The organism is Prescottella sp. R16 (assembly GCF_030656875.1).
Lineage (GTDB): Bacteria > Actinomycetota > Actinomycetes > Mycobacteriales > Mycobacteriaceae > Prescottella.
The window spans coordinates 2183043-2206353 of record NZ_CP130943.1; the positions used below are offsets into that span (position 1 = coordinate 2183043).

Consider the following 23311-nt stretch of genomic DNA (forward strand, 5'->3'; position numbering starts at 1 on the left):
ACGACCGGGTCAGTCGTCGTCGAGTGGTTCCTTGACGACGAGGACCGGAACCTCCACCTCCAACAGGATGCGCTGCAGGGTCCGGTCGAGGAGGAACTTGCCGACCGCGTTCCTGCGGCGCGTGCCGGCAACGAACAGGGCCGCACCACTGTCGGCGATCAGCTCGATGAGCGCCCCCACCGGATCACCGCTGTGCTCCGCGGTCCGCAACTCCCACGGCGACTCACCGACACCACCGGCATCCAGCGCCGCCCGCACCGCCGTCCGGACCGACTCCGGCTCCGTCGACGACACATCGTCCACGATCCGTAGCACCAGCAACTGCTCCCGCCGCTGCATCGCCGCCCGCGCGGCATACACGGCCGCCCACCGGCCTTCCGGAGAGTCGTCGAAAGCGACGGCGATAACCATGGAACCTCCCGGACGGGTCGAAACGAGGTGTGTCGGTTCCAGTATCCCCGATCATCGGGGACACGTGATGGTGCCGACGGCTGTGGTCGGAGACCCGTTGTGCCGATCGGCCTTCGCCGCGTTGATCATCGAGAACGCCACCGCCGAACGGTCTGGTGCGCTGTCGACGACGAGGCTGTCGTTGTCCGGCGCGTACATCTGCACGTAGGTCCCGGTCGAGTCCGCGAATGCGATCACGATCTGCGCAGCCCAGGTGATCCCGCCGTCCTGCTGGGGTTCGTCCGGGAGGATGACGGAAAGATGGTAGTAGTCCACGGTCGGATAGTTGTCGACGCCGGAGAACTGCTGTGCCGTAGAGGTTGTGACACTGTAGGTCCAGCGGTGGCTGTTCTCGTCGTAGATGCACGAGAGTTCGGCCGGTTCGTCGGATACCGCTGTACCCGAACACAATCCGTCGAGGGTGAACATCGCGCCGGGTGTCGTCGCCGTCGGCAGCAGCGGCACCTCGGGAAGATCTCTCGGACCGGTGTACCAGTTCCGTGAGAACACTCCTGCAGCTGCCGGGTCGAGAGTCTCGGTTGCCGAACAAGCGGCGAGGAGTCCGGGTGCGAGGAAGAGAGCGCCTACTCGGAGGCTGATCGTCGGTGGCAGCATCGTGAGCACAGTGTGGCACGGCATGTTCGGACAAATCGATGATCGAGATCCGGTGTTTCGGGATATCGTCCGCCGAGTTCACCTACATGATTGGGGGAGGAAATGGTACGTCGACTGCTGTCGATCGTAGTGCTGACGGGATTCGCCGGTGTGCTGCCGTTGATCGCGCAGGCAGAGGCGTCGGCCTGCTCGTGTGTCTATATGCCCGACGATCCCCGGATCCTCGAGCAGGTGTCGCACGCGTCGTCGGTGTTCACCGGGACCGTCGTCTCGGAGCGGGTCGCGGGGCAGACCGCATTCTTCGAGTTCGAGGTGCGGGACGTGTTCGACGGTGACGTCGACGGAACCACCACGGTGTCGTCGAGCATCCAGGGACCGGCGTGCGGGCGCGGTTTCGAGGTCGGCACCGAGTATCTCGTCTTCGCCTCGGACTACGAGACGAACGGCGCGGACTTCTCGGACAACAGTTGCTCGGCGACGACGGTGTCGACGAACCAGCGGACGAGGGACGCCGCGACCACCGTCTACGGGGCACCTCGCACGGTCACTGTCGAAACCGGGACGGCCGTCGAGTCGAACGGCGTCCGGGTATGGGGTGGAATCGCCGCAGGCGTGGTCGTTGTCGGCCTTATCACGTTCGGTTTCGTTCGTCGGCCGAGTTCTCGGTCCTGATACGGTGTCGCCCATGAGCGCGCACCAAGGCTAGCCCCACCGTGGGGCCGGCCACTGGACGAGAGGAACTCTCGATGCGTGCTGCCTTCTGTGACGGTCTCTTCCGGCTGTTCGGGCATCGGGTCTGCTGCGGACCGCTCCCGGACTGGACCGCGAGTGTCGGTCAGACCCCGTGGGACACGTTCGATGTGAAGCCGTGGAATCTGTACAACATGCTCTGGCGGGTACAGCAGTGGATCTGCGCGGGAATGACGCAGTGAGGTAGACGCGGCGGGCGGTGTCGTGGACACCGCCCGCCGTGGACCTCTACCAGGGTGACGGCACGTAGTCCTTGAGGAAACAGCCGTGCAGGTCGACACCGGCCTCGCCCTGCACGATGGGGTCGTAGACGCGGGCGGCGCCGTCGACGAGGTCGAGGGGCGCGTGGAAGCCCTCTTCGGCGAGCCGCACCTTGGTGTAGTGGGGGCGTTCGTCGGTGATCCATCCGGTGTCGACGGCGGTCATGAGGATGCCGTCCTGTTCGAGCATTTCCTTGGCGCTGGTGCGGGTGAGCATGTTCAGGGCGGCCTTGGCCATGTTGGTGTGCGGGTGGCCGGGGCCCTTGTAGCCGCGCCCGAACTGGCCTTCCATCGCGGAGACGTTCACGACGTACTTGCGTCTGGCCGCGGCTGCCGCCATCGCCGGCCGCAGCCGGTCCACGAGGATGAACGGGGCCACCGAGTTGCACAGCTGCACCTCGAGCAGTTCGATCGGATCGACCTCGCCGACGGTCTGCACCCAGCTGTTGGTGTGCGCCAGATCCGGCAGCAGACCGCCCGCATCGATCGCGATGCCCTGCTCGATACGGTCCGGGGTCGCCGACCCGGCAACGAGGGCGAGGGAGCTGACGTCGTCCACCGACAGGTTCGCGGCCGCCGCCAGATTCGCCGTCGACAGCGACCCGGCCAGTGCCGCCGGATGCGCGTCGCTGGTCTTGCCGAACGTCACCACGTCGGGCAGGGCACCGGAGGGCAGCGGACCCGACTCGGCCTCGGCGAGCGCGCTGTACGCGCCGGGGGAGCGGCGCACGGTCTGTGCCGCATTGTTGATGAGGATGTCGAGCGGGCCCTGCGCGGCGACGTCGTCGGCGAGAGCCACCACCTGCGCGGGATCACGCAGGTCGATACCGACGACGCGCAGCCGGTGGATCCAGTCGGCGGAGTCCTCCATGGCGGTGAAGCGGCGGATCGCGTCGTTCGGGAACCGGGTCGTGATCGTCAGGTGTGCGCCGTCACGGAGCAGCCGCAACGCGATGTACATGCCGATCTTCGCGCGGCCACCGGTGAGCAGTGCGCGGCGCCCGGTCAGGTCGGTGCGCTGGTCCCGCTTGGCGTGACTGCTCGCCGCGCACTCCGGGCACAGCTGGTGGTAGAACGCGTCGACCTGCGTGTAACGCTGCTTGCAGATGTAGCAGGGCCGCGGCCGGATCAGGGTGCCCGCCGTCGCACCGGCGGCGGTCGACGTCAACGGAATGCCCGCGGTCTCGTCGTCGATCCGGTCCGGCGATCCGGTCGCGGTCGCGGCCACCACCTTGCGGTCGGCCGCCGAGACCGCGTCGCGGGTCTCCTTGCGTCGCGTCCGCTTCAACTTCTTGAACATGTGGCCGACGGCCCGCTGCACGACCACCGAATCCGGGTGGTCGATGTCGAGGTGCGCCGCCTCCGACAGCACTCGCAGGCAGACGTCGAGTTCGGCGGGATCGATCCCGGTCACGGTGTGGGCCATCGGTGAGTAGCTCGGTTCCTGATCTCGTGCGGGCACGCGGGCCCCGTGGTGGCGGCACCCGCAGCGTGGGGCGGCCCGATTCCGGCGTCCGAGTCTACCGACCCCCGGGATCCGGGCCGACGTCGTGTCCACCCTGGTGACACGGCGTGCCCGGCGGAGGACGATGGAGACGGACCAGGGGACTGCCCCGCGGTGGTCCCCACTCGAGCGACGAACCTCGAGGAGGGCGAGAACCATGAACGAATCGGACGGTGCGCCGGGGCGGCAGGCGACCGCGGTGACGGCCGCCGCGAACCCGATCGGCGGCTTCACCGCATTACATGCAGAGTCGGTGGTCCCGGTCGATCCGCCGCTGCAGAAGGACGGCCCGTTCCTTCCCGAACTGACCGAGATCGCCCCGCTGGTGCAGGCGACGCAGGCCCGACGGGACTTCAACGTTTCCGGGGCGGGGGTGACGGTGGCGGTCCTCGACACCGGACTGCGCACCACCCACGTCGACTTCGCGGGCCGGGTCGTGCCGGGCCGCAACTTCACAGCCGACTACGGCGGCGATCCGACGGAAGTGAGCGACGGCCACGGCCACGGCACATCGGTGGCCGGGATCGCGTGTGCCGGCCGCATCCACACCGGTATCGCCCCCAACGCGCGGATCGTGCCGCTCAAGGTGCTCGGCAACGACGGCACCGGACGGTTCACCGACATCCGCGACGCCCTCGACTGGCTGCTGGACCGTCGTGCGGCACTGGGGGTTTCGGCTCTGTGTCTGGCCGCCGGCGCCCCCGACAACCGGACCACCGACACCGACATGCCCGGTGACGCGATCGGCGCGCTGCTCCAGGAACTCTGCGACGAGGGCGTGTGCTGCTGTGTGGCCGCCGGCAACGACTACTACGCCCACGGCGGCATGCAGGGCATGTGCTATCCGGCGATCTTCCGGCAGACGATCAGCGTGGGCGCCGTGTACGACGCCGACGAGGGCAGCTTCCGGTACCGGGACGGCGCCAAGGCGTTCGCGTCCGACGCCGACCGGCTCACCCCGTTCACGCAGCGTCTGCACCACACGGTCGGCGGGCCGTGCGCGACGGACACGTTCGCGCCGGGTACGCCGGTGTCGTCGTCGGGCATCCTCAACGACACCGGCGAATCCCTCCAGTACGGCGCGAGCCAGGCCACCCCGACGGTGTTGGGGGTGGTGGCGTTGCTGCAGTCGTTCGCGCTGCGTACCACCGGACACCTGCCGACGGTGTGGGATGTGAAGCGCTGGCTGCAGCGGGGTTCGGCCGTCGTCTACGACGGCGCCGACGACCACGACAACGTCGACCACACCGGGCTGACGTTCGGTCGGGTCGGTGCGCTCGGGTCGCTGCTGGTGTGCGCGAAGGATCTCGCGGTGCGGGAACTCGCGAAGGCCGACCGGGCCGGACTGCGGTCCGGGCCGGGCGCCGGACCACCGGACCGGTGACGGACGACCGAAACGAGAAGATCCCCGGTTCTTGCGAACCGGGGATCTTCTCGTCTGTCTCAACTCAGAGTGTCCGAGGGGGGACTTGAACCCCCACGTCCGTTAATAGGACACTAGCACCTCAAGCTAGCGCGTCTGCCATTCCGCCACTCGGACTCGTTGTTTTCCCGCCTGTTCGCGGGGCCTTCAGTTGTTTTCGTTTGCCCCCGCTCTCCGGGTGCCAGGAAAGATTATCCGATATTGCGCCAGGTCCAAAATCGGCTGGTCAGAGGGGGTTTTTGAGCGGTATGTGCGTACTTGTCGGGTCTCGGACGGGGCATCGTGGGGGTGGTAGGAAAGGGATGTGGCAGCAATGGACGAAACACAGCGACCGCAGCAACCTGCAGGCCGCGCCGAAACCGAGGTCGTCGACCTCGTCAGTGCGTTGATCCGGTTCGACACCTCCAACACCGGTGAACTCGAGACCACCAAGGGTGAGCGCGAGTGTGCGCTCTGGGTGAAGGAACAACTCGAGGAGGTGGGCTACGAGACCGAGTACGTCGAATCGGGCGCGCCGGGGCGTGGCAACGTGTTCGCACGACTGCGCGGCGCCGACCCGCGCCGCGGCACGCTGCTGATGCACGGGCACCTCGACGTGGTGCCGGCCGAACCCGCCGACTGGAGCGTGCACCCGTTCTCGGGTGCCGTCGAGGACGGCTACGTGTGGGGTCGCGGCGCCGTCGACATGAAGGACATGTGCGGCATGATGCTGGCGCTCGCCCGCCAGTTCAAGGCCGAGGGCACCGTGCCTCCGCGCGACATCCTGTTCGCGTTCGTCGCGGACGAGGAGGCCGGCGGCAAGTACGGCTGTCAGTGGCTGGTCGACCACCGGCCGGACCTGTTCGAGGGCGTCACCGAGGCGGTCGGGGAGGTCGGCGGTTTCTCGCTGACCGTCCCGCGCGCGGACGGCACGGAGAAGCGCCTGTATCTCGTCGAGACGGCCGAGAAGGGTCTCGGGTGGATGCGGCTGACCGCGAAGGCCACCGCGGGCCACGGGTCGTTCCTGCACGAGGACAACGCGGTGACGATCCTCGCCGACGCCGTCTCCCGGCTCGGCAACCACACCTTCCCCCTCGTGATGTCGGATTCGGTCGCGGAGTTCCTCACCGTCCTGTCGGAGGAGACCGGTGTCGCATTCGATCCGAACTCCCCGGACATCGACGGCGCCCTCGCCAAGCTCGGGTCCATCGCCCGCATCATCGGCGCCACCCTCCGCGACACCGCGAACCCGACCATGCTGAAGGCCGGCTACAAGGCCAACGTCATCCCGCAGACCGCGGAGGCCGTCTTCGACTGCCGGGTGCTGCCCGGACGGCAGGCCGCGTTCGAGCGGGAGGTGGACGAGTTGATCGGCCCGCACGTGACCCGCGAGTGGATCACCAAGCTCGACTCGTACGAGACGACGTTCGACGGCGACCTCGTCGACGCGATGAACGACGCGATCCTCGCGCACGACCCGAACGGCCGGACCGTGCCCTACATGCTCTCGGCCGGTACCGACGCGAAAGCGTTCGCGCGGTTGGGGATTCGCTGCTTCGGTTTCGCTCCGCTGCGGCTGCCGCCGGACCTGGACTTCGCCGCGCTCTTCCACGGCGTCGACGAGCGTGTCCCGGTGGACGCATTGCACTTCGGCACCCGAGTGATGGAACACTTCCTGCTACACAGCTGATCGCAAGAGAGGAACACCATGGCGTACGACCCGTACGACGCACTGCCGTCCCTGCCGTCCTTCACCCTGACGTCCGAGCAGGTCACCGACGGCGCCCCGTTGGGCAACGATCAGGTCAGCGGCATCTTCGGGGCCGGTGGCCACGACATCTCGCCGCAGCTGTCGTGGTCCGGCTTCCCGGCCGAGACCAAGAGCTTCGCCGTCACCGTGTTCGACCCCGACGCCCCGACGGCATCGGGCTTCTGGCACTGGGTGGTCGCGAACATTCCGGCCACCACGACGTCGCTGCGTGCCGACGCCGGCGACGAGACCGGTTCCGGTCTGCCTGCCGGCGCCGTGACGCTGCGCAACGACGGTGGCCTGGCGCGCTTCCTGGGCGCAGCACCGCCGGCCGGTCACGGCCCGCACCGCTACATGTTCGTCGTCCACGCCCTCGACGTCGAACGCCTCGACGACGTCACCGCCGACTCCACCCCGGCGTTCCTCGGCTTCAATCTGTTCTTCCACGCGATCGCCCGCGCCACCGTCACGGGCACGTACGAGCAGAAGTAGGACGACACCGGCCCGCCGCGGGAGGTTGCTGTGCCATTGTTCGAGTGGCGTCCGCAGCAACCTCCCGCGGCGGGTTCAGGTCACGCGATCCACACCGGCCCGGTCGTGCCCGTCACCGTCCACTGCCCGTCGACGTGGTCGAGCACGTAGGTGAGCCAGGTGCCGCAGTCGCCACCACACCACGCTCCGGCTCCGACGTGGACGGTGCCGTCGTCCTGGTGTGCGGGTGCATCGAGGGCGACGACGAAACCGTCCTCGTCGCCGCCGACCACGCCGCCGCGGCCCGCGATCGCCTGTTGCTCGGTGGGGGTGACGAACTCCACCGGCGCGAGGGACGCGGACTGCACCGTGATCTCACGCTCCAGGTCCTCGCCGAACGGTGGACCGTCGGCCTCGGGTCGCAGATCCGCATTCTGCGGAATGATCCTGTCCACCACGCGGATCGCCCCGGTCGGTGCCGACGTGCCGCCGACCGGATTGTCCACGGTCGTGAGCTGCCGCAGGACGCTCGTATAGATCTGCGACTGCTCGCTCGGTGGCGCGGGGGCCGGGGTGTCGTCGGTACCGGTGCCCGCACACCCGGCCGAAACCGCGGCGACGGCAACAGCGGTGATCGCTGCTCGAAGGTTCATGCGCCGAACCCTATGTCCGCGAACACGCGGAATCCGGGCGATCCGGAAATCGGGCGCCGACACGCAGACGGCCCGCCGCGGGAGGTTGCTGCGTCATCGCCCGAGAGGCGTCCGCAGCAACAGCCCGCGGCGGGCCATCCGGTGGATGGGTCTACCGCGCCCCGGCGCCGACCGCCTGCTCGATGGACGAGAAGCCGGCCTCACGAACCTTGCGGGCCAGACCCTTGTGCAGTTTCTTGGCGTAGAACGGGCCACCGTAGATGAAGCCGGTGTAGCCCTGGACGAGGGTGGCGCCGGCGAGGATGCGTTCCCACGCCTGATCGACGGTCTCGATACCACCCACCGAGATCAGCACCAGCTTGTCGCCGACACGGGCGTGCAGACGGCGCAGCACCTCGAGGGAACGCGCCGCGACAGGCGCGCCGGACAGGCCACCCGCCCCGATCTCGTCGATCCGGGCCTGGGAGGTGTTCAGGCCCGCGCGGGAGATCGTGGTGTTGGTGGCGACGATGCCCGCCAGACCGAGTTCCACGGCCAGGTCGGCGACGGCGTCGACGTCCTCGTCGGACAGGTCGGGCGCGATCTTCACCAGCACCGGGATGTGCACGGTGTCGAGCACCGCGGCCAGCAGCGGCCGCAGCGATTCCACGGCCTGCAGGTCCCGCAGCCCCGGCGTGTTGGGGGAGCTGACGTTGACGACGAGGAAGTCGGCGAGCGGCCCGAGGAGCTGCGCGCTCGCGGTGTAGTCGCCGGCCGCCTCCTCCGCGGGCACGATCTTCGTCTTGCCGATGTTGGCGCCGATCGGCACGTCGCCGCGGCGGTGCCGCAGATAGTTCGCCGCGTTCCCGGCGCCGTGATTGTTGAAACCCATCCGATTGACCAGCGCACGGTCGTCGGGCAACCGGAACAGGCGTGGCGCCGGATTACCGGGCTGGGCCTGCGCGGTGACGGTGCCGACCTCGGCGAACCCGAAGCCCAGCGGGCCCCACGTGTCGACGCCGGTGGCGTCCTTGTCGAACCCGGCCGCGAGTCCGACCGGGGCCGGGAACTCCACCCCGAACGCGCGGGTGCGCAGCACCGGATCGTCGACGACGAGCACCTTCGCGACCAGCGCCCGGATCGGAGCGAACCGGGTGACCAGCCGCATCGCCGCGAACGCGAGATGGTGGATGCGTTCCGGTGGAACCCGGAACATCAGACGCAGAAGCAGGTAGTACACGAATCTCCCTAGATACCGGGGACGGATGTGGAGCGACGCTCGGTCACGAGCCGGGTCAGCCGGCCAGTGGGATCCGCTGCAGGCCGTCACCGGTCGCCGAACCGATCAGCAGGGCGCCGCCGGCCGTGTCGACCGCGACGGTGTCGGGCTGGCGGACGGTGTCGAAACGGGCCTGCTCGACGGGAATGCCGGTCGCGATGTCGTAGCCGACCACCTGGTTCTCGGCGGTGAGCGTCACCCACACCAGATCGGTGCGCTCGTCGTAGGCGATGCCGTACGGGCTGCCCGAGACGGGGTAGCGCTGCCGCATGATCAGCTGATCGGTCGTGAACACCAGCAGTTCGCCGCCGCGGGTGTCGGTGACCAGGATCCGCCCGTACTCGTCGGTGACGAGGTTGGTGGCGCCCTCGCCGGCGCGCAGCGCCAGCCCGAGCTTGTCGTCCTCGAGATCGATCGCGGTGAGCGAGGTCTGGCCCCGATCGAGGGCGCTGAGGTCGTCGCCGGTGACGGCCAGTACGTCCACCGAGGCGAGACCGGAGATGGTCCGGTCCACCGTGCCCGACGCGTCGAGGACCAGGATCCGGCCGGACGACAGACCCACCGCGAGCCGGCCGTCCTCGAGGAACACCGCGGACCGGGCGTCACCGTCGACGACGGTCGTATCGGCCTTCCCGGTCACGATGTCGACGATCTGCACCTTGCCGTTCGCGGGTGCCAGCAGCCGCCCGTCGGGGGCGACCGTGAGCTGCGCAGCGGGACCGTCGAGCACGACCTCCCGCGGCTCCTTGCCTGCGGTCTGCAGCAGCACGCGGGTGCCGTCGTCGACGAGCATCGCGGTCGTCGCGGTCGACGGATCGAACACGAGCGCGTCGATCGACCGTCCGAGAGCCTCGACCGTGCCGGCCGGGGTGGTGGCGGCGGGGGAGTCGGCGGCGGTGGCCACCGGGATCGTCTTGAGATCGTCCGCGCTCTGCTCCGTCGAGCATCCGGCCGTCAGCAACAGGGCGACGCCGATCGCGACGGCCGTGACGCGTGGGGCAGGTATTCGCATGGGGGAGCTCCTCGGGAAGATGCGGGCGGGCCCCTCTAGCATTCCCGATCGTCGCGGAGCGGCAGCACCAGGGTCGCCCCCGACCGCGGGTGCGGGAACACCTCGACCGGATGCTTGTAGACACGGGACAGCAGCTCGTCGGTGAGGACCTCGGACGGGGGACCGTCCGCCGACGCCTGCCCGTCCTCGAGGACGCAGATCCGGTCGGCGTACGCGGCCGCGAGCCCGAGATCGTGCAGTACCACCACGACGGCGGCGCCTGCACGCGCCCGGTCCTGGGCGATCCGCATGACGGTTTCCTGGTGGCCGAGGTCGAGGGCCGCGGTGGGCTCGTCGAGCAGGATCGTCTCGGTCGACTGCGCCAGCACGCGGGCCAGGGCGACGCGGGCGCGTTCACCTCCGGACAGGACGGTGAACGGGCGGTCCGCGAGATGCCGGACGTCGCAGATGTCGAGGCAGTCCTCGACCTGCTGTTCGTCGTCGGCGGCCTGCGGTGTCCGCTGCCACGGTGCCCGGCCCATCCGCACCACCTGGCGGGCGGTGAAGGAGAATCCGACAGTGTGCTGCTGCGGCAGCACCGCACGGCGGCGCGCCATCTCCGGGGCGGACCACGCATCCAAGGGTCTGCCGTCGAGTTCGATCGTGCCCGAGACCACCGGCTGGTCCCCGGACAGCGCCGCCAGCAGGGTCGATTTACCGGCCCCGTTGGGGCCCACCAGGGCCAATATCTCGCCGGCCCGGACCTCGACGCTCACGTGGTCGAGGACGGTGCGTCCGCCCCGCTGCACGCTGATGTCGGTGGCACGCATCGTGACCGTGCCGCGGGTGGTGGGGGCGGGAGCGGTGTCGTCGTGCCCGAACAGTCCGCGGGCCCGGTCGAGGAGCGAGGTCATTACGCCCATCCTCCCTGCTTGCTGCGGGTCTTGCGGAGCATCCAGAAGAAGAACGGGCCGCCGACGAGGGACGTGAGCATGCCGAGCGGCAGATCGGCGTTGGTGACGAGGGTGCGGGCACCCAGGTCGGCGGCCAGTAGCACGATCGCGCCGCCGAGCGCGCTCGCGGGCAGCAGGAGACGGTGACCGGGGCCGACGAGTCCGCGCATGAGGTGCGGCACCACCAGACCGACGAACAGGATGATGCCGGTGAACGCGACACTCGAGGAGACGAGGACCGCGACGATCACGATCACGATGATGCGCAGTTTCTCGACGTCGACACCGAGATGCCGGGCGGCGCTCTCGCCGAGCGCGAGCAGATCGAGTTTGGGGGCCAGCACGATCGCCGCCGTGATCCCGGCGATCGCCATGGGCACGACGATCGCGACCGCGTTCCAGGTGGCGCCGTTGAGGCTGCCCATCTGCCAGAACACGATCTGGTCGCGGGCGGCGGGGCTCGCGACGAACGTGAAGTAGGCGATCAGGCCGCCGGCGAACGCGTTGATCGCGACACCGGTGAGGACCAGCGTCACCACCTCGGTGCGGCCCTCGGAGCGGGCGAGGAGATAGACGAGGCCGGTGGTGATCAGCCCGGTGACGAACGCGGCCGTCGCGACGATCGGGCCGGCCGCGAACGCGCCGCCGAGCACGATGACCGCGCTCGCGCCGACCGCGGCGCCCGCCGACACACCGATGACACCGGGTTCGGCGAGCGGGTTCGCGAACACGCCCTGCAGCAGCGCGCCGGCGCAGCCGAGCGCGGCCCCGACGAAGATCGCCAGCACCACCCGCGGGAACCGCACCTGCCACAACGTCACCTCGCCGGCCGGGTGCGCCGGCATCGGCCCGATGTCGAGTCCGATCCGGTGCAGGATCGAACCGAGCACCTCGGCCGGCCCGGTGGGGACCTGACCGAGGCACGCCGACACGAGCGCGAGCGCGACGAGGAGAACGATCAGGCCCGTGAGGACGGAGCCCGCACGGATCCGGGGGCGGGAGGTGGCGACGGTGCTCATGTAGTGGTGCGGCTCATTCTGCGGTGGGATGGTAGATCGCGGTCGACAGGGCCGTGAGGACCTCGCCGGTGTTGGGTCCGAAGGAGAGCAGGATGCCGTCGGCCATGTCGACGACACGGCGATTCTGTCCGGCCGGGGTCTGCGCGATTCCGGGGATCTTCTCGACTCCGTCGACGCCACCGATGGAATCGAGTCCCCCGGTCATCATCAACAGGACGTCGGGGGCGGACGCGATCATCGCCTCACTGGTGATGGGCACGAACTCGGACGTGAGCCCGGACGCGGTTCCGGCGTCGACGGCTCCGAGGGTGTCGATGATCGAGTCGGCGCCCGAGCCGGGACCACCGAGCATCGTGATCGACGACCCGCGCATGTAGAGGAACGCGATCTTCAGCGGGTCGCCGTCGGTCGGGACGGTGGCCTTCGCGGCGTCGATCTCCGACTGGGTGCGGGCGACGAGCTCGGCACCCTGCTGCGGCACGCCGAGGGCGTCCGCGACCGCGGTGATCTGGTCCGGTACCCCGTCGAGGGTCCGGGCCGGGTCGAAGAAGACGACGGGGATCCCGGCCGCCCGCAGCTGATCCTGTACCGCCTTGGGGCCGATGCTGGTGTCGGTGAGTACGACGGTCGGTGCCAGGTCGAGGATCGCCTCGGCGCTCAGCGACACGCCGCCGGGGGTGATGCTCGGAACGTGCTGTGCCGCCGGGAACGCCGACGCCGTGTCCCGGCCGACGACGTTGTCGCCGAGGCCGAGGGAGAACACCGTCTGGGTGAGGGTGCCGTACCGGTCTGCGGTGACGATGCGGCTGACGTCGGTGACGGTGACGTCGGCGCCGTCGAAGCTGCGGACCGTGACCGGCAGTTGCGGCGACGGGTTCTCGGCGATCGGCCGCGGATCGGGATTCGCGACGACCGCGGTGGTCCGGCCCTGCTGGTCGGTGTCACCGGTCGTCGTCGCCGACGTGCACGCGGTGAGACCGACCAGCGAGGCGATCGCCGTCGACGCGGCCAGGACCCGGGTGAGTTTCCTCATCAGACGGCGTACCGGTCGATGTCGGCTTCGAGGTCGGAGAACAGGCCGCTGTTGAGTTCGTAGCCGAGGACGACCTCGTCGATGAACGCCTGCTGTTCGTCGGCGGACAGCGGTGCGGCGTCGAGCTTGGCGCGGTACTCGTCCTTGAACACCTTCGGCTTGGCGATGCCGTCGAAGATGTAGAAACGCAGGCCGTCGACGTCGTAGTCGTAGGCGCGGGACAGCATGCGGCGGATGATCTGGCCGCCGGACAGGTCACCCATGTAGCGCAGGTAGTGGTGGGCGACGAACGCGGTCGGCGCCGTCGACGCGACGTCCTCGATGCGGGTGATGTAGCGGGTGGTGGCGGGGGTCGCGGTGACCTGCTCGCGCCACGCGGGGCCGAGCAGGAACTCGAGGTCGGCCGCCAGCGACGGCAGGCGCACGAGTTCCGGAGACAGGAACGGTGCGACGACCGGGTGGTCGGCGTACGTGGTGGCGACGCGCTCGAGGGCCTCGTACACGAGGTACGTCTGCGCGAGCAGAGCCGCGTAGCCGTCCTTGTTGATTCTGCCTTCGAGGAGTTCCCCGACGAACCGGGAGCTCTCGGTGCTGCGGTGGGCGGCATCGGATTCGGTCCTGATGCGTGCCGAGAAGGCGGGGGTGCCCTCCTCGATCGGGGCTGCCTGATCGAGCACGTCCATGGGGTCTCCTTCGTGACAAACCGTCGTCTGACTCAACGGCTGCGAGGTTAGCCTAGCCTCTCTACTCGAGTCACTGACATTCACCCGGAATCAACCGAAAGTTGGAAGCGTGGACGCGGTCAGGCGCTGACATCGTCCAGGGCCGCCGCGATCGCCGCCGGAAGTTCGAGTTCCTCCGCCGACAACACACCCGTGAGCTGCGCCAGATCCCGCGACCCGACCACGGCGCTCGCCACCCCGGGCCGATCCCGCGCCCACGCCAGCGCCACCGCGAGCGGGGACGTGCCGAGCCCGTCGGCGGCGGTGAGGACGGCGTCGACGACACGGATCGACGTCTCGGTGAGATAGCTGCGCACCTCGGACGCGTGGACGTCGTCGGCGCCCCGCGAATCGGCGGGAATCCCGCCCCGATACTTGCCGGTCAGCACACCCCCGGCGAGCGGGACAGCCGCGAACACCCCGATCCCGTGGTGCGCGGCGGCCGGCAGCAGCTCCTCCTCGACACCGCGGGCCAGCAGCGAGTACTCGGCCTGCGTGGCGACCAGGCGGCCGGGGCCGCGATGGCTCGCCGCCGTGGCCAGCTGCCAGCCGAGATAGCCGCGGGCACCGGTGTAGCGGACCCGGCCACTGGACACCGCGTAGTCGAGGGTGGCGGCGATCTCGCCGACCGGCGTCACCGGATCCCACGTCGCGACCTGCCACATGTCCAGATAATCGGTGCCGAGTTCCCGCAGCGTCGCATCGAGTTGAGCGAGCAGGCTGCGTCGCGAGCAGTCCACCCGGTGCCCGCCCGGGGCGGCCGCGTCGATACCGGCACTGCCACCGATGACCAGGTACTCGCGGGGGACGACGTCGTCGAGGAGTTCGGCGAGGATGCGCTGCGCCTTGCCGTCACCGTAGGCGGGCGACGTGTCGACGAGAGTGCCGCCGGCGTCGACGAACGCCGACAGCTGTGCGGCCGCCTCGTCTCCGTCGGTGTCCCGCCCCCAGTGCAGTGTGCCGAGACCGAGCCTCGACACTCGCAGCCCGCTCGCTCCCACCGCTCTGTATTCCATAACCGCCTTCTCGGAAACCGCGCCGCTTCGACACCGGATGTACTCGTAGATGAACTGTGTTCGCCACCGAGAACATTAGTGCCGCGCACGACGCGCCGAGAACAGCCACGCCGGGTACCGTCTGCCTCGTGAAAATCGGACCTTCCGTGTGTAATCCGGAGCCTCCCGCATGATCGGTGAGGCGATGACCTGGCTCCAGGCGATCGTCCTGGGTGCCGTGCAGGGTCTGACGGAGTTCCTGCCCATCTCGTCGTCGGGACATCTGCGGATCGTGTCGGAGATCTTCTTCGGCACCGACGCCGGTGCGTCGTTCACCGCGGTCACCCAGCTCGGCACGGAGGCGGCGGTGCTGCTGTACTTCGCCCGCGACATCGGCCGCATCGTCGCAGCCTGGTTCCGTGGACTGCTGCACGCCGAGCACCGCAAGGACCTCGACTACCGGATGGGCTGGTATGTGATCATCGGCACCATTCCCGTCGGGGTGCTCGGATTCCTGTTCAAGGACCAGATCCGCACGGGTGCGCGGAATCTGTGGCTCATCGCCACGATGCTCATCGTGTTCGCCCTCGTCATCGCCGCCGCCGAACACTGGGGTCGCAAGACCCGCCCCATCGAGGACCTGCGGGCGCGGGACGGCATCATCATGGGTTCCGCGCAGGCCCTCGCCCTCGTGCCCGGCGTGTCGAGGTCCGGCGGCACCATCAGTGCCGGCCTGTTCCTCGGTCTCACCCGTGAAGCGGCCGCACGCTATTCGTTCCTCCTCGCCATCCCCGCCGTCGTCGCGTCCGGCCTGTTCAGCCTCCCCGACGCCTTCGAACCCGCCGGCGAAGGACTCAACGCCTCCGGCCCGCAGTTGCTCGTCGCCACGCTCATCGCGTTCGCCATCGGCTACGCCTCCATCGCCTGGCTCCTCCGCTTCGTCGTCGACCACTCCATGTACTGGTTCGTCGGCTACCGTGTGATCCTCGGCGTCGTCGTCCTCGGGTTGCTGGCCACGGGAGTGGTGTCGGCGACGTAGGGGGGGCGACGCAACCGACTGTGGGTCAATCCCAGAGGTATGAAACAGGGCGTGCAGCTGCCTGGCGGACCAGATCCAGATGACGTCCCAACTCCCCGCTGTACGAGATGTCGGGCAGATGCAGGGTGTTCTCAGACGTACTCCAGGCCAGCGGCGTGTAGACGTCCGTGCCGGATTCATCACTGAACGAGACCACGACGTACAGCCCGGTACCTCTTCGTTGCCATGCGGCCCGTAAAGCGGCGAGGTCCGGGGCAGGCAGATTCCACGGGGCGTCGAGGATGTTCTTGGTCATGTAGTGAGCGCTGAGAACGGCAGGGCCGGCATCGTCCGACGACACGAATACCTCACGTGCCGCGATCTGCTCGACCGGATTGCGGCGTGTGGGCATCGTCGGCATCGGACCCCACAGCGTCGGACACAATTGCTTCGCTTGATCGAACAGCATCCGATGCACCGGATGCCGGGGGTGTTCGGGCGCGATGTGTGCCACCGAACTGTTCGCTTCCCACCACGTCACCGTGCCGAGTGCCGCTCCGGTCCGAGCGAAGGCTGCGACAGTGCGGTCGTTGCCGTTCTCGTCGGAGACCTCGATACGAATGCCGCTCGGGTCGAACGACTCCCGTGTCACCGGGAGAGTCAGGTCGAACGTCATCGTCGACAGCTCCCCGGTATCGGTGAGTATCACGGGGTAGACGACGACACCCGGTTCCCGTCGACGGTCGGTACTGCGGCGAAGTTGATCGCCGGTGACGACCATTTGTTGTCCGTCGCTGATCACGACGGTGCCGAGACCGAGATAATCGGGATCGGTATCCCCGGTGAGTCGTGGACGTGCCGCCACCCATTCCGTCAGCAATCGATGCAATGGATGTAGCGGATTGGCCGGTTCGATCCGGCGGATCACACCGTCACCGGACCACCAGGTTGCCCTTCCTACGGTGGCCCCGGGGCTGGCCCCGGTTGTCGCCCGCACTTCCCGTAGCCCTTCGCCGCGGGACGACACCTCGAATCGATACCGGCCGGGATCGAACTCCTTCCGGCCCCAATGCGTATTCGCGTCGAGGATCACTTTTTCGGGCCTCCCGCGATCGCTTTCGGTGGCAACTGTCCAGAACTGCTGCCCGTCCGGGTCTGTGTGAGGCTGCGGATCTCCGACGACGACCCGTGCCCCGCGCGCAACGATCAGGTCACCTGGAATGAGGTCCGCAGGATCGGGTGCCCAGTGAGTGGAAGGATCCGGGACCCGCAGGATCGGACACGATTCCTCGGCTCGCGATATCAGCAACTGTCGCAGCGGATCGTGTGGACTACGCGGCGATAGGTTCAGGATGGTCCCGTCGGATTCACGCCACAACACTTCTCCGGATCGGAGTCCGTTCGACCAGGCGCCGATCGACCGGCGATCGTCTCGCGGCGTTTCGACCTCGAACTCGTACCGGCCGGCATCGAACGAGACTCGTTGCACCGGGGTATCGCAGTCGATGACGATTCGGGTGGGTTGCTGATTGCCGTGTACGACCTCGACGACGTGGAAGAGTGAACCGGACGGATCGCTGTACTGCTGCGGCGATCCCACGACGAGCGTCCGCCATCCGATCCCGCGGATACGGATCAAGTCCCCGGGCGAGAACTCTCCGGGGTCGACTGTGCTCTTGTTGCGGCTCCAGGGGCCGGACTTGTTGTTACTCAATACTTCCCCTATGGTGTGCGATTCTTCACAGTCGGCTGGACAGTACATCGACCGGCCGACACTGCAGTGTCGGATCATTGGTGTGTCAAAGCCGGGGCCGGCACGGCTGCCACTGATCCGATTCTTCGATGCTGTAGAGCGCTCGGCCCGCGGGGGTGTGGATCTGCAGTACGTTGAATCCTCGTAGTACGACGCGGCTGTCGGCGCCGAGGAGTGTGGCGGCGACCCCGTCCGGATCGTGGTTGCGGAACCATGTGACTTCGTCGCCGACGGTGGCTCGGATGAGGCCGTCACTGTCCACGACAGCGGTGACCTCGATTTCCGTCTCGGATTCGAACGCTTTGCGTGCCTGGATCCAGTGGACGTGATGGCCTGCACCGTACGATCCGCAGTCGGGTGCGGAGCTGCCGATCCTGCACACAGTGATCTGCGACTCGTTACCGGACTCGGAAGTGATGGGTTCGGTCATGGCGGATTCCCTCCGTCGGGGTCCCCTCGGGGACGCTCCTGCCCGCATCGGTCGACACGGACCACTTCGTCACCCGAACCACCCATGAGCATGGGGTTGGTGTGCGACCCAGTCGGGGCTTGGCGGCCGCATCTCGTGAAGTGCAGACACGATACTGCGAGGCACCGACAATTTCGGTGGGCAGCGGTTCCGTGGCCAGGTCTGTACCCGACCGGCCGCAGACCAGGGCAAGATATCCAGCTGAGTGTTGTCGGGTCTGCGAAGGGGCGGGTTGGTCATGGGTTCTGTTCACGAGGTGATCGAGGCGTTTCGTGAGGCGCCGTCGAACTCTGAGCGGGGTACCCAGTTCGAGCAGTTGATGGTCCGCTACTTCCAGCTCGATCCGTTGCTGTCGCAGCAGTACGAGCAGGTGTGGCGGTGGACGGACTGGCCGGGCCGTGATGGCAAGCCGGACACCGGGATTGACCTTGTGGCGCGGGAGCGGGACACGGGTGCATTCACGGCGATTCAGTGCAAGTTCTACGAGCCGACCCACACCCTCGCCAAGGCGGATATCGATTCGTTCTTCACGGCGTCGGGGAAGAAGCCGTTCACGAACCGGCTGATCATCTCGACCACCGATCGATGGGGAAAGAACGCGGAGGCGGCGCTCGAGGATCAGCACACGCCGGTGCAGCGGATCGGGTTGGCGGAGATCGCCGAGTCCCCGATCGACTGGGATGTGGCGTGGCCGAAGGGCGAACTTACGGTCACGTTGTCGGAGGCGAAGCGGCACGATCCGCGCCCGCATCAGCAGGACGCGATCGATGCGGTGTTCACCGGGTTTGATGCCGGTCACGACCGCGGCAAGCTGATCATGGCGTGCGGCACCGGCAAAACGTTCACCGCGTTGAAGATCGCGGAACGTACCGCCGCCGAGCAGGGTGGGTCGGCGAAGATCTTGTTCGCGGTGCCGTCGATCTCGCTGCTGTCGCAGACGTTGCGGGAGTGGACCGCCCAGACCCTGTTGGATCTGCGGGCGTTCGCCGTCTGCTCGGACACGAAGGTCTCCCGGGCCGCCGAGGACATCGGCGCGGTGGATGTCGCGATTCCGGTCACCACCGACCCGGCCACCCTCGCCGCGGAGATGGGGCACCGCAAGCGGGCGAAGGGGTTGACGGTGGTGTTCACCACCTACCAGTCCCTGCCGGTGGTCGCGGCCGCCCAGGCGCAGGGTGGGGTGGACGGGTTCGATCTGGTGATCTGCGACGAAGCCCACCGCACCACCGGCGTCACCTTGGCAGGTGAGGACGAGTCGAACTTCGTCCGCGTGCACGACGGGGACTTCCTCGAGGCGGCACGCCGGCTGTATATGACGGCGACGCCGCGTCTGTTCGACGAGAAGGTCAAGGACCAGGCGGCCGAGCATTCGGCCGAGCTGGCGTCGATGGATGACGAGACGAAGTTCGGGCCGGAGTTCCACCGGCTGTCGTTCGGGGACGCGGTCGAGCGGGGCTTGTTGACGGACTACAAGGTGATCGTGCTGACCGTCGACGAGGACCTCGTCGCCTCCCCGTTGCAGCAGCAGCTCGCCGGCGAGTTCTCCGAGCTGAAACTCGACGATGCGTCGAAGATCGTCGGCTGCTGGAACGGTCTGGCGAAGCGGGCCGGGCGGACCCCGGACGGCACCGGGTTCGCGCCGGGGGAGCCGCCGATGCGGCGGGCGGTGGTGTTCGCGAAGGACATCGCCGCCTCCAAGCAGGTCGCCGAGGTGTTTCCCGCGGTCGTCGACGCATACCGGGATCTGTTGGACGAGAGCGAGAACGACGGCCACGACATCGCGGCGACGAACCGGGATCTGGCGTGTTCGGTGCACCACGTCGACGGCACCTACAACGCCCTGCAACGCAACGCCGAACTCTCCTGGCTCAAGGCGCCGGTCCCGGAGGGGGAGTGCCGGATCCTCACCAACGCCCGCTGCCTGTCCGAAGGCGTGGATGTCCCCGCCCTGGATGCGGTGATGTTCCTGAACCCGCGTAACAGTGTGGTGGATGTGGTGCAGTCGGTGGGGCGGGTGATGCGTAGGGCCGACGGCAAGGACTACGGCTACATCATCTTGCCGGTCGCCGTCCCTGCCGGCGTGTCCCCGTCGCAGGCGTTGTCGGACAACCGCCGTTTCAAAGTTGTGTGGCAGGTCCTCAACGCTTTGCGCGCGCACGACGACCGGTTCAACGCGATGGTCAACTCGATTGCCCTCAATTCGACTGTGGTGGAGAAGAAGACCGGCAAGGGCTCGTCGATGCTGATGGGCGACCACATCGGCCCCGTCTCGGACGGAACCGGCGAATCTGTCGCCGGCACCGGCAACGGCGCCGATGGTGGCTCGTCGACCGCCGCTGGCTCTGACGGCGCCTCGACCGCCGCCGCGGATGCGGGTGGGCAGGTGGCGCAGCAGATGGCGCTGTTCTCCCTGTCCGAATGGCAGGAAGCGATCGTCGCGAAGATCGTCGACAAGGTCGGCACCCGCGCCTACTGGGAAGACTGGGCCGCCGACGTCGCCGACATCGCCGCCGCCCAGATCACCCGCATCCGCGCCCAACTCGACGCCGCCGACCCGCAGGTCACCGCCGCGTTCGACCGCTTCCTGAAAGGCTTGCGGGACAACCTCAACGACTCCATCACCACCGACGACGCGATCAGCATGCTGAGCCAGCATTTGATCACCAAACCGGTGTTCGACGCCCTGTTCGCCGAACACGACTTCGCGTCCCACAACCCGGTCTCGCGGGTGATGCAGGCGATGGTCGACACCCTCGGCGACGCCGGCCTCGAAGCTGAGACCGCGAAACTCGACGGCTTCTACGCCTCCGTCCGCACCCGCGCCGCCGAGGTCACCACCGCCGACGGCAAGCAGAAGGTGATCGCCGAACTCTACGAGAAGTTTTTCCGCCTCGGCTTCCGTAAGCAGTCCGAAGCCCTCGGGATCGTCTACACCCCCGTCGAGGTTGTCGACTTCATCCTCCGCGCCGCCAACCAGGCCTCCCGGGACGCGTTCGGCCGCGGCTTGACCGACGAAGGCGTCCACATCCTCGACCCGTTCACCGGGACCGGCACCTTCATCACCCGACTGCTGCAGTCCGGACTGATCTTCCCCGAAGACCTGGCCCGCAAGTACGCGCACGAGCTGCACGCCAACGAGATCATGCTCCTCGCGTACTACATCGCCGCGGTGAACATCGAATCCACCTATCACGCTGTGCGTGACGCCGAGATCTGCGGGGGGGGGGGGGTATTCGCCGTTCGAGGGGATCGTGCTCGCCGACACCTTCCAGATCACCGAAGACGGCGACACCATGGACGCGGACATGTTCCCCCAGAACAACGACCGCATCATCCGCCAGAAACAGATCCCCATCAACGTCGTCGTCGGCAACCCGCCGTACTCGGTCGGACAGACCTCGGCGAACGACCTGAACGCGAACGTCGCGTATCCCACGCTCGACAAGCGGATCGCCGACACCTACGCCGCGCGATCGACGGCGACGAACAAGAACAGTCTCTACGACTCCTACCTACGTGCCTTCCGGTGGGCCACTGACCGGATCGGTGACGCCGGCATCGTCGCGTTCGTCTCCAACGGCGGCTGGATCGACGGCAACACCGCCGACGGCATCCGCCTGTCCTTGGCCGGCGAGTACTCCCGCATCTACGTCTACAACCTGCGCGGCAACCAGCGCACCGCCGGCGAACTGTCCCGCAAGGAAGGCGGCAAGATCTTCGGCTCCGGCAGCCGCAACACCGTCGCCGTCCTCATCGGCATCAAGAACCCCGCCCACACCGGCGACTGCGAGATCTTCTACCGCGACATCGGTGACTACCTGAGCCGCGAGCAGAAACTCGAGATCGTCGACGCCGACACCCTCCCCAGCATCGACTGGCAGCCCATCACCCCCAACGCCCACGGCGACTGGGTCAACCACCGCAACGACGACTACCTCGCCTGGCCCGCCATCGGAGAGAAGAGCCCCGCCCCGGGGCAGGCCACGGTGTTCACGATCTACTCATCTGGTTTGAAGACCGGACGCGACTCCTGGTGCTACAACTCATCCCGTACCGGTCTCGTCAAGTCGATCGAGGAACTTGCGACCCAGTACCGCGACACCCAGAAGAAGTTCGCCCAGTACTGCACCGACGTCGGCGAACCCAAGCCCACACCGGACACGGTCGCCACGTTCCTCGCCGCCAACCCGGAACTGACCGGGACCGGGAAGATCAGCTGGAACCGTGGTCTGCGCACCGACCTCGCCAAAGGCACGGACATCGTCTTCGCTGACGACTCTGTCCGGCTCGGCAGCTACCGGCCGTTCAATACTCAGTGGTCCTATCTCGACCGCCGCGTCAACGACATGATCTACAAGCTCCCCACGATGTTTCCCACCTCGCACCAGACGAACATCGGCATTGTGTTGACCGGCGCAGCATCGCATTTCGAGTTCACCCCGTTCATCACCGACTTGCTCCCCAACCTGCATGTCCTGGACACGGCCCAGTTCTTCCCGCGATGGACCTACGCCAAGGCCGAATCCGCCGATGGCGAGCTGGATTTCGCATCAACAGACACCACCGACGTCGACGAGTACGGCTACCGGAGGATCGACAACATCACCGACAGCATCCTCGCCCTCTACCGCGGCGCGGTCGGCGACCAGGTCACCAAGGACGACATCTTCTTCTACGTCTACGGACTGGTCCACGACCCCGCCTACCGGCAGGCCTACGCGGCGGATCTGAAGAAGATGCTCCCGCGCATCCCCACCCCCGAAACCCAGGAACGGTTCGAGCAACTCACCGCCGCCGGCAGGCAGCTGGCTGATCTGCATGTGAACTACGAGACGGTGGCGCCGTACGACCTCGACGTGCAGCTCAAGAAGGGGACTGACCCCGCCGATCGGGAGACGTGGCGGGTGGCGAAACTCAAGTGGGGCAAAAAGAAAGACTCCGACACCGGCAAGAACATCGACGACCGCACCACCATCGTCTACAACCCGAAGGTCACCATCACCGGCATCCCCGAAGACGCCGAACGCTACATGCTCGGATCCCGATCCGCGCTCGCGTGGATCATCGACCGCTACCAGATCAAGCCCGACAAGGCATCCGGCATCGTCAACGACCCCAACAACTGGTGCGACGAACACGGCGACCCCACCTACATCGTCGATCTGATCAAGCGCGTGACGACTGTAGCCGTCGAGACGATGCGGATCGTGGATATGTTGGCCGAGACCAAGATCTGATAGGCAGC

The 23311-nt window shown here is 67.7% G+C and carries 19 protein-coding genes, 1 tRNA gene, 1 pseudogene and 1 riboswitch; of the genes and pseudogenes, 7 read left to right on the forward strand and 14 right to left on the reverse strand.

Going from position 1 to position 23311, the window contains the following annotated elements:
* Positions 1 to 9: 9 nt before the first annotated feature.
* Both Q5696_RS10300 and Q5696_RS10305 read right to left on the reverse strand, forming a co-directional pair.
* The gene (locus tag Q5696_RS10300) at positions 10 to 411 is read right to left on the reverse strand and encodes a universal stress protein (RefSeq protein WP_305095026.1); all 402 of its coding nucleotides are present in this window, start codon (positions 409 to 411) and stop codon (positions 10 to 12) included.
* Positions 412 to 462: 51 nt separating this feature from the next.
* A complete protein-coding gene (locus Q5696_RS10305; RefSeq protein WP_305095027.1) occupies positions 463 to 1065 on the reverse strand; it encodes a hypothetical protein in 603 nt (200 codons plus the stop codon).
* A 102-nt stretch (positions 1066 to 1167) separates the two neighbouring features.
* Between Q5696_RS10305 and Q5696_RS10310 the strand changes: the two genes are divergently transcribed.
* Both Q5696_RS10310 and Q5696_RS10315 read left to right on the forward strand, forming a co-directional pair.
* Positions 1168 to 1737: a netrin-like domain-containing protein gene (locus Q5696_RS10310; protein WP_305095028.1), complete on the forward strand. Its 570-nt coding sequence runs from the start codon at positions 1168 to 1170 to the stop codon at positions 1735 to 1737.
* A 74-nt stretch (positions 1738 to 1811) separates the two neighbouring features.
* Positions 1812 to 1997, forward strand: coding sequence for a hypothetical protein (locus Q5696_RS10315; protein ID WP_305095029.1), 186 nt, complete (start codon positions 1812 to 1814; stop codon positions 1995 to 1997).
* A gap of 46 nt (positions 1998 to 2043) precedes the next feature.
* On the opposite strand, the gene Q5696_RS10320 is transcribed toward Q5696_RS10315, so the two are convergent.
* Positions 2044 to 3501 (reverse strand): SDR family NAD(P)-dependent oxidoreductase, encoded by a 1458-nt coding sequence (locus tag Q5696_RS10320; protein WP_305095228.1) that lies wholly within the window; start codon positions 3499 to 3501, stop codon positions 2044 to 2046.
* A 235-nt stretch (positions 3502 to 3736) separates the two neighbouring features.
* On the opposite strand from Q5696_RS10320, the gene Q5696_RS10325 reads away from it, so the two are divergent.
* A complete protein-coding gene (locus tag Q5696_RS10325; RefSeq protein ID WP_305095030.1) occupies positions 3737 to 4963 on the forward strand; it encodes a S8 family peptidase in 1227 nt (408 codons plus the stop codon).
* Positions 4964 to 5033: 70 nt separating this feature from the next.
* On the opposite strand, the gene Q5696_RS10330 is transcribed toward Q5696_RS10325, so the two are convergent.
* Positions 5034 to 5119, reverse strand: a tRNA-Leu gene (locus tag Q5696_RS10330).
* A gap of 196 nt (positions 5120 to 5315) precedes the next feature.
* On the opposite strand from Q5696_RS10330, the gene Q5696_RS10335 reads away from it, so the two are divergent.
* A complete protein-coding gene (locus tag Q5696_RS10335) occupies positions 5316 to 6671 on the forward strand; it encodes a M20/M25/M40 family metallo-hydrolase (protein WP_305095031.1) in 1356 nt (451 codons plus the stop codon).
* Positions 6672 to 6689: 18 nt separating this feature from the next.
* A complete protein-coding gene (locus Q5696_RS10340) occupies positions 6690 to 7223 on the forward strand; it encodes a YbhB/YbcL family Raf kinase inhibitor-like protein (protein WP_305095032.1) in 534 nt (177 codons plus the stop codon).
* Positions 7224 to 7303: 80 nt separating this feature from the next.
* Here the strand turns inward: Q5696_RS10340 and Q5696_RS10345 are convergent, their stop codons facing one another.
* The 8 genes from Q5696_RS10345 to Q5696_RS10380 form a co-directional block, all read right to left on the reverse strand.
* A complete protein-coding gene (locus tag Q5696_RS10345; protein ID WP_305095033.1) occupies positions 7304 to 7855 on the reverse strand; it encodes a hypothetical protein in 552 nt (183 codons plus the stop codon).
* A gap of 151 nt (positions 7856 to 8006) precedes the next feature.
* Positions 8007 to 9074 carry a quinone-dependent dihydroorotate dehydrogenase gene (locus Q5696_RS10350; RefSeq protein ID WP_305095034.1) on the reverse strand — a complete coding sequence of 356 codons (1068 nt, stop codon included), beginning with the start codon at positions 9072 to 9074 and terminating at the stop codon, positions 8007 to 8009.
* 55 nt (positions 9075 to 9129) lie between these two features.
* On the reverse strand, positions 9130 to 10125 hold the full coding sequence (locus tag Q5696_RS10355; protein ID WP_305095035.1) for an NHL repeat-containing protein: 996 nt from the start codon (positions 10123 to 10125) through the stop codon (positions 9130 to 9132).
* Between the two features lie 35 nt (positions 10126 to 10160).
* Complete coding sequence (locus Q5696_RS10360; protein ID WP_305095036.1) at positions 10161 to 11018, reverse strand: heme ABC transporter ATP-binding protein; 858 nt, start codon at positions 11016 to 11018, stop codon at positions 10161 to 10163.
* On the reverse strand, positions 11018 to 12076 hold the full coding sequence (locus tag Q5696_RS10365) for a FecCD family ABC transporter permease (protein ID WP_305095037.1): 1059 nt from the start codon (positions 12074 to 12076) through the stop codon (positions 11018 to 11020). Before Q5696_RS10365 ends, Q5696_RS10360 begins: the two co-directional genes overlap by 1 nt.
* A 13-nt stretch (positions 12077 to 12089) precedes the next feature.
* Complete coding sequence (locus tag Q5696_RS10370; RefSeq protein WP_305095038.1) at positions 12090 to 13109, reverse strand: heme/hemin ABC transporter substrate-binding protein; 1020 nt, start codon at positions 13107 to 13109, stop codon at positions 12090 to 12092.
* Entirely contained in the window at positions 13109 to 13792 is a 684-nt protein-coding gene (locus Q5696_RS10375) for a biliverdin-producing heme oxygenase (protein ID WP_305095039.1), read from the reverse strand. The genes Q5696_RS10370 and Q5696_RS10375 overlap by 1 nt, the downstream gene beginning before the upstream one ends.
* Positions 13793 to 13911: 119 nt before the next feature.
* A complete protein-coding gene (locus Q5696_RS10380; RefSeq protein WP_305095040.1) occupies positions 13912 to 14847 on the reverse strand; it encodes an aldo/keto reductase in 936 nt (311 codons plus the stop codon).
* A gap of 172 nt (positions 14848 to 15019) precedes the next feature.
* Here Q5696_RS10380 and Q5696_RS10385 point away from each other — a divergent pair, with 172 nt between their 5' ends.
* Positions 15020 to 15865, forward strand: coding sequence for an undecaprenyl-diphosphate phosphatase (locus Q5696_RS10385; RefSeq protein ID WP_305095229.1), 846 nt, complete (start codon positions 15020 to 15022; stop codon positions 15863 to 15865).
* 25 nt (positions 15866 to 15890) lie between these two features.
* On the opposite strand, the gene Q5696_RS10390 is transcribed toward Q5696_RS10385, so the two are convergent.
* Positions 15891 to 17558, reverse strand: a complete 1668-nt coding sequence (locus Q5696_RS10390) for a hypothetical protein (RefSeq protein WP_305095041.1) — start codon at positions 17556 to 17558, stop codon at positions 15891 to 15893.
* A gap of 85 nt (positions 17559 to 17643) precedes the next feature.
* Complete coding sequence (locus Q5696_RS10395) at positions 17644 to 18027, reverse strand: hypothetical protein (protein WP_305095042.1); 384 nt, start codon at positions 18025 to 18027, stop codon at positions 17644 to 17646.
* Between the two features lie 29 nt (positions 18028 to 18056).
* Positions 18057 to 18168: riboswitch (SAM riboswitch) on the reverse strand.
* A gap of 136 nt (positions 18169 to 18304) precedes the next feature.
* Between Q5696_RS10395 and Q5696_RS21460 the strand changes: the two are divergent.
* Positions 18305 to 23303: pseudogene (locus tag Q5696_RS21460) on the forward strand (DEAD/DEAH box helicase).
* Positions 23304 to 23311: the final 8 nt, after the last annotated feature.

Coding starts and splice junctions, on each gene's coding strand:
- Q5696_RS10300 (WP_305095026.1), bottom strand. CDS start 411: ATGGTTATCGCCGTCGCTTTCGACGACTCTCCGGAAGGCCGGTGGGCG.
- Q5696_RS10305 (WP_305095027.1), bottom strand. CDS start 1,065: ATGCTGCCACCGACGATCAGCCTCCGAGTAGGCGCTCTCTTCCTCGCA.
- Q5696_RS10310 (WP_305095028.1), top strand. CDS start 1,168: ATGGTACGTCGACTGCTGTCGATCGTAGTGCTGACGGGATTCGCCGGT.
- Q5696_RS10315 (WP_305095029.1), top strand. CDS start 1,812: ATGCGTGCTGCCTTCTGTGACGGTCTCTTCCGGCTGTTCGGGCATCGG.
- Q5696_RS10320 (WP_305095228.1), bottom strand. CDS start 3,501: ATGGCCCACACCGTGACCGGGATCGATCCCGCCGAACTCGACGTCTGC.
- Q5696_RS10325 (WP_305095030.1), top strand. CDS start 3,737: ATGAACGAATCGGACGGTGCGCCGGGGCGGCAGGCGACCGCGGTGACG.
- Q5696_RS10335 (WP_305095031.1), top strand. CDS start 5,316: ATGGACGAAACACAGCGACCGCAGCAACCTGCAGGCCGCGCCGAAACC.
- Q5696_RS10340 (WP_305095032.1), top strand. CDS start 6,690: ATGGCGTACGACCCGTACGACGCACTGCCGTCCCTGCCGTCCTTCACC.
- Q5696_RS10345 (WP_305095033.1), bottom strand. CDS start 7,855: ATGAACCTTCGAGCAGCGATCACCGCTGTTGCCGTCGCCGCGGTTTCG.
- Q5696_RS10355 (WP_305095035.1), bottom strand. CDS start 10,125: ATGCGAATACCTGCCCCACGCGTCACGGCCGTCGCGATCGGCGTCGCC.
- Q5696_RS10360 (WP_305095036.1), bottom strand. CDS start 11,018: ATGACCTCGCTCCTCGACCGGGCCCGCGGACTGTTCGGGCACGACGAC.
- Q5696_RS10365 (WP_305095037.1), bottom strand. CDS start 12,076: ATGAGCACCGTCGCCACCTCCCGCCCCCGGATCCGTGCGGGCTCCGTC.
- Q5696_RS10370 (WP_305095038.1), bottom strand. CDS start 13,109: ATGAGGAAACTCACCCGGGTCCTGGCCGCGTCGACGGCGATCGCCTCG.
- Q5696_RS10375 (WP_305095039.1), bottom strand. CDS start 13,792: ATGGACGTGCTCGATCAGGCAGCCCCGATCGAGGAGGGCACCCCCGCC.
- Q5696_RS10380 (WP_305095040.1), bottom strand. CDS start 14,847: ATGGAATACAGAGCGGTGGGAGCGAGCGGGCTGCGAGTGTCGAGGCTC.
- Q5696_RS10395 (WP_305095042.1), bottom strand. CDS start 18,027: ATGACCGAACCCATCACTTCCGAGTCCGGTAACGAGTCGCAGATCACT.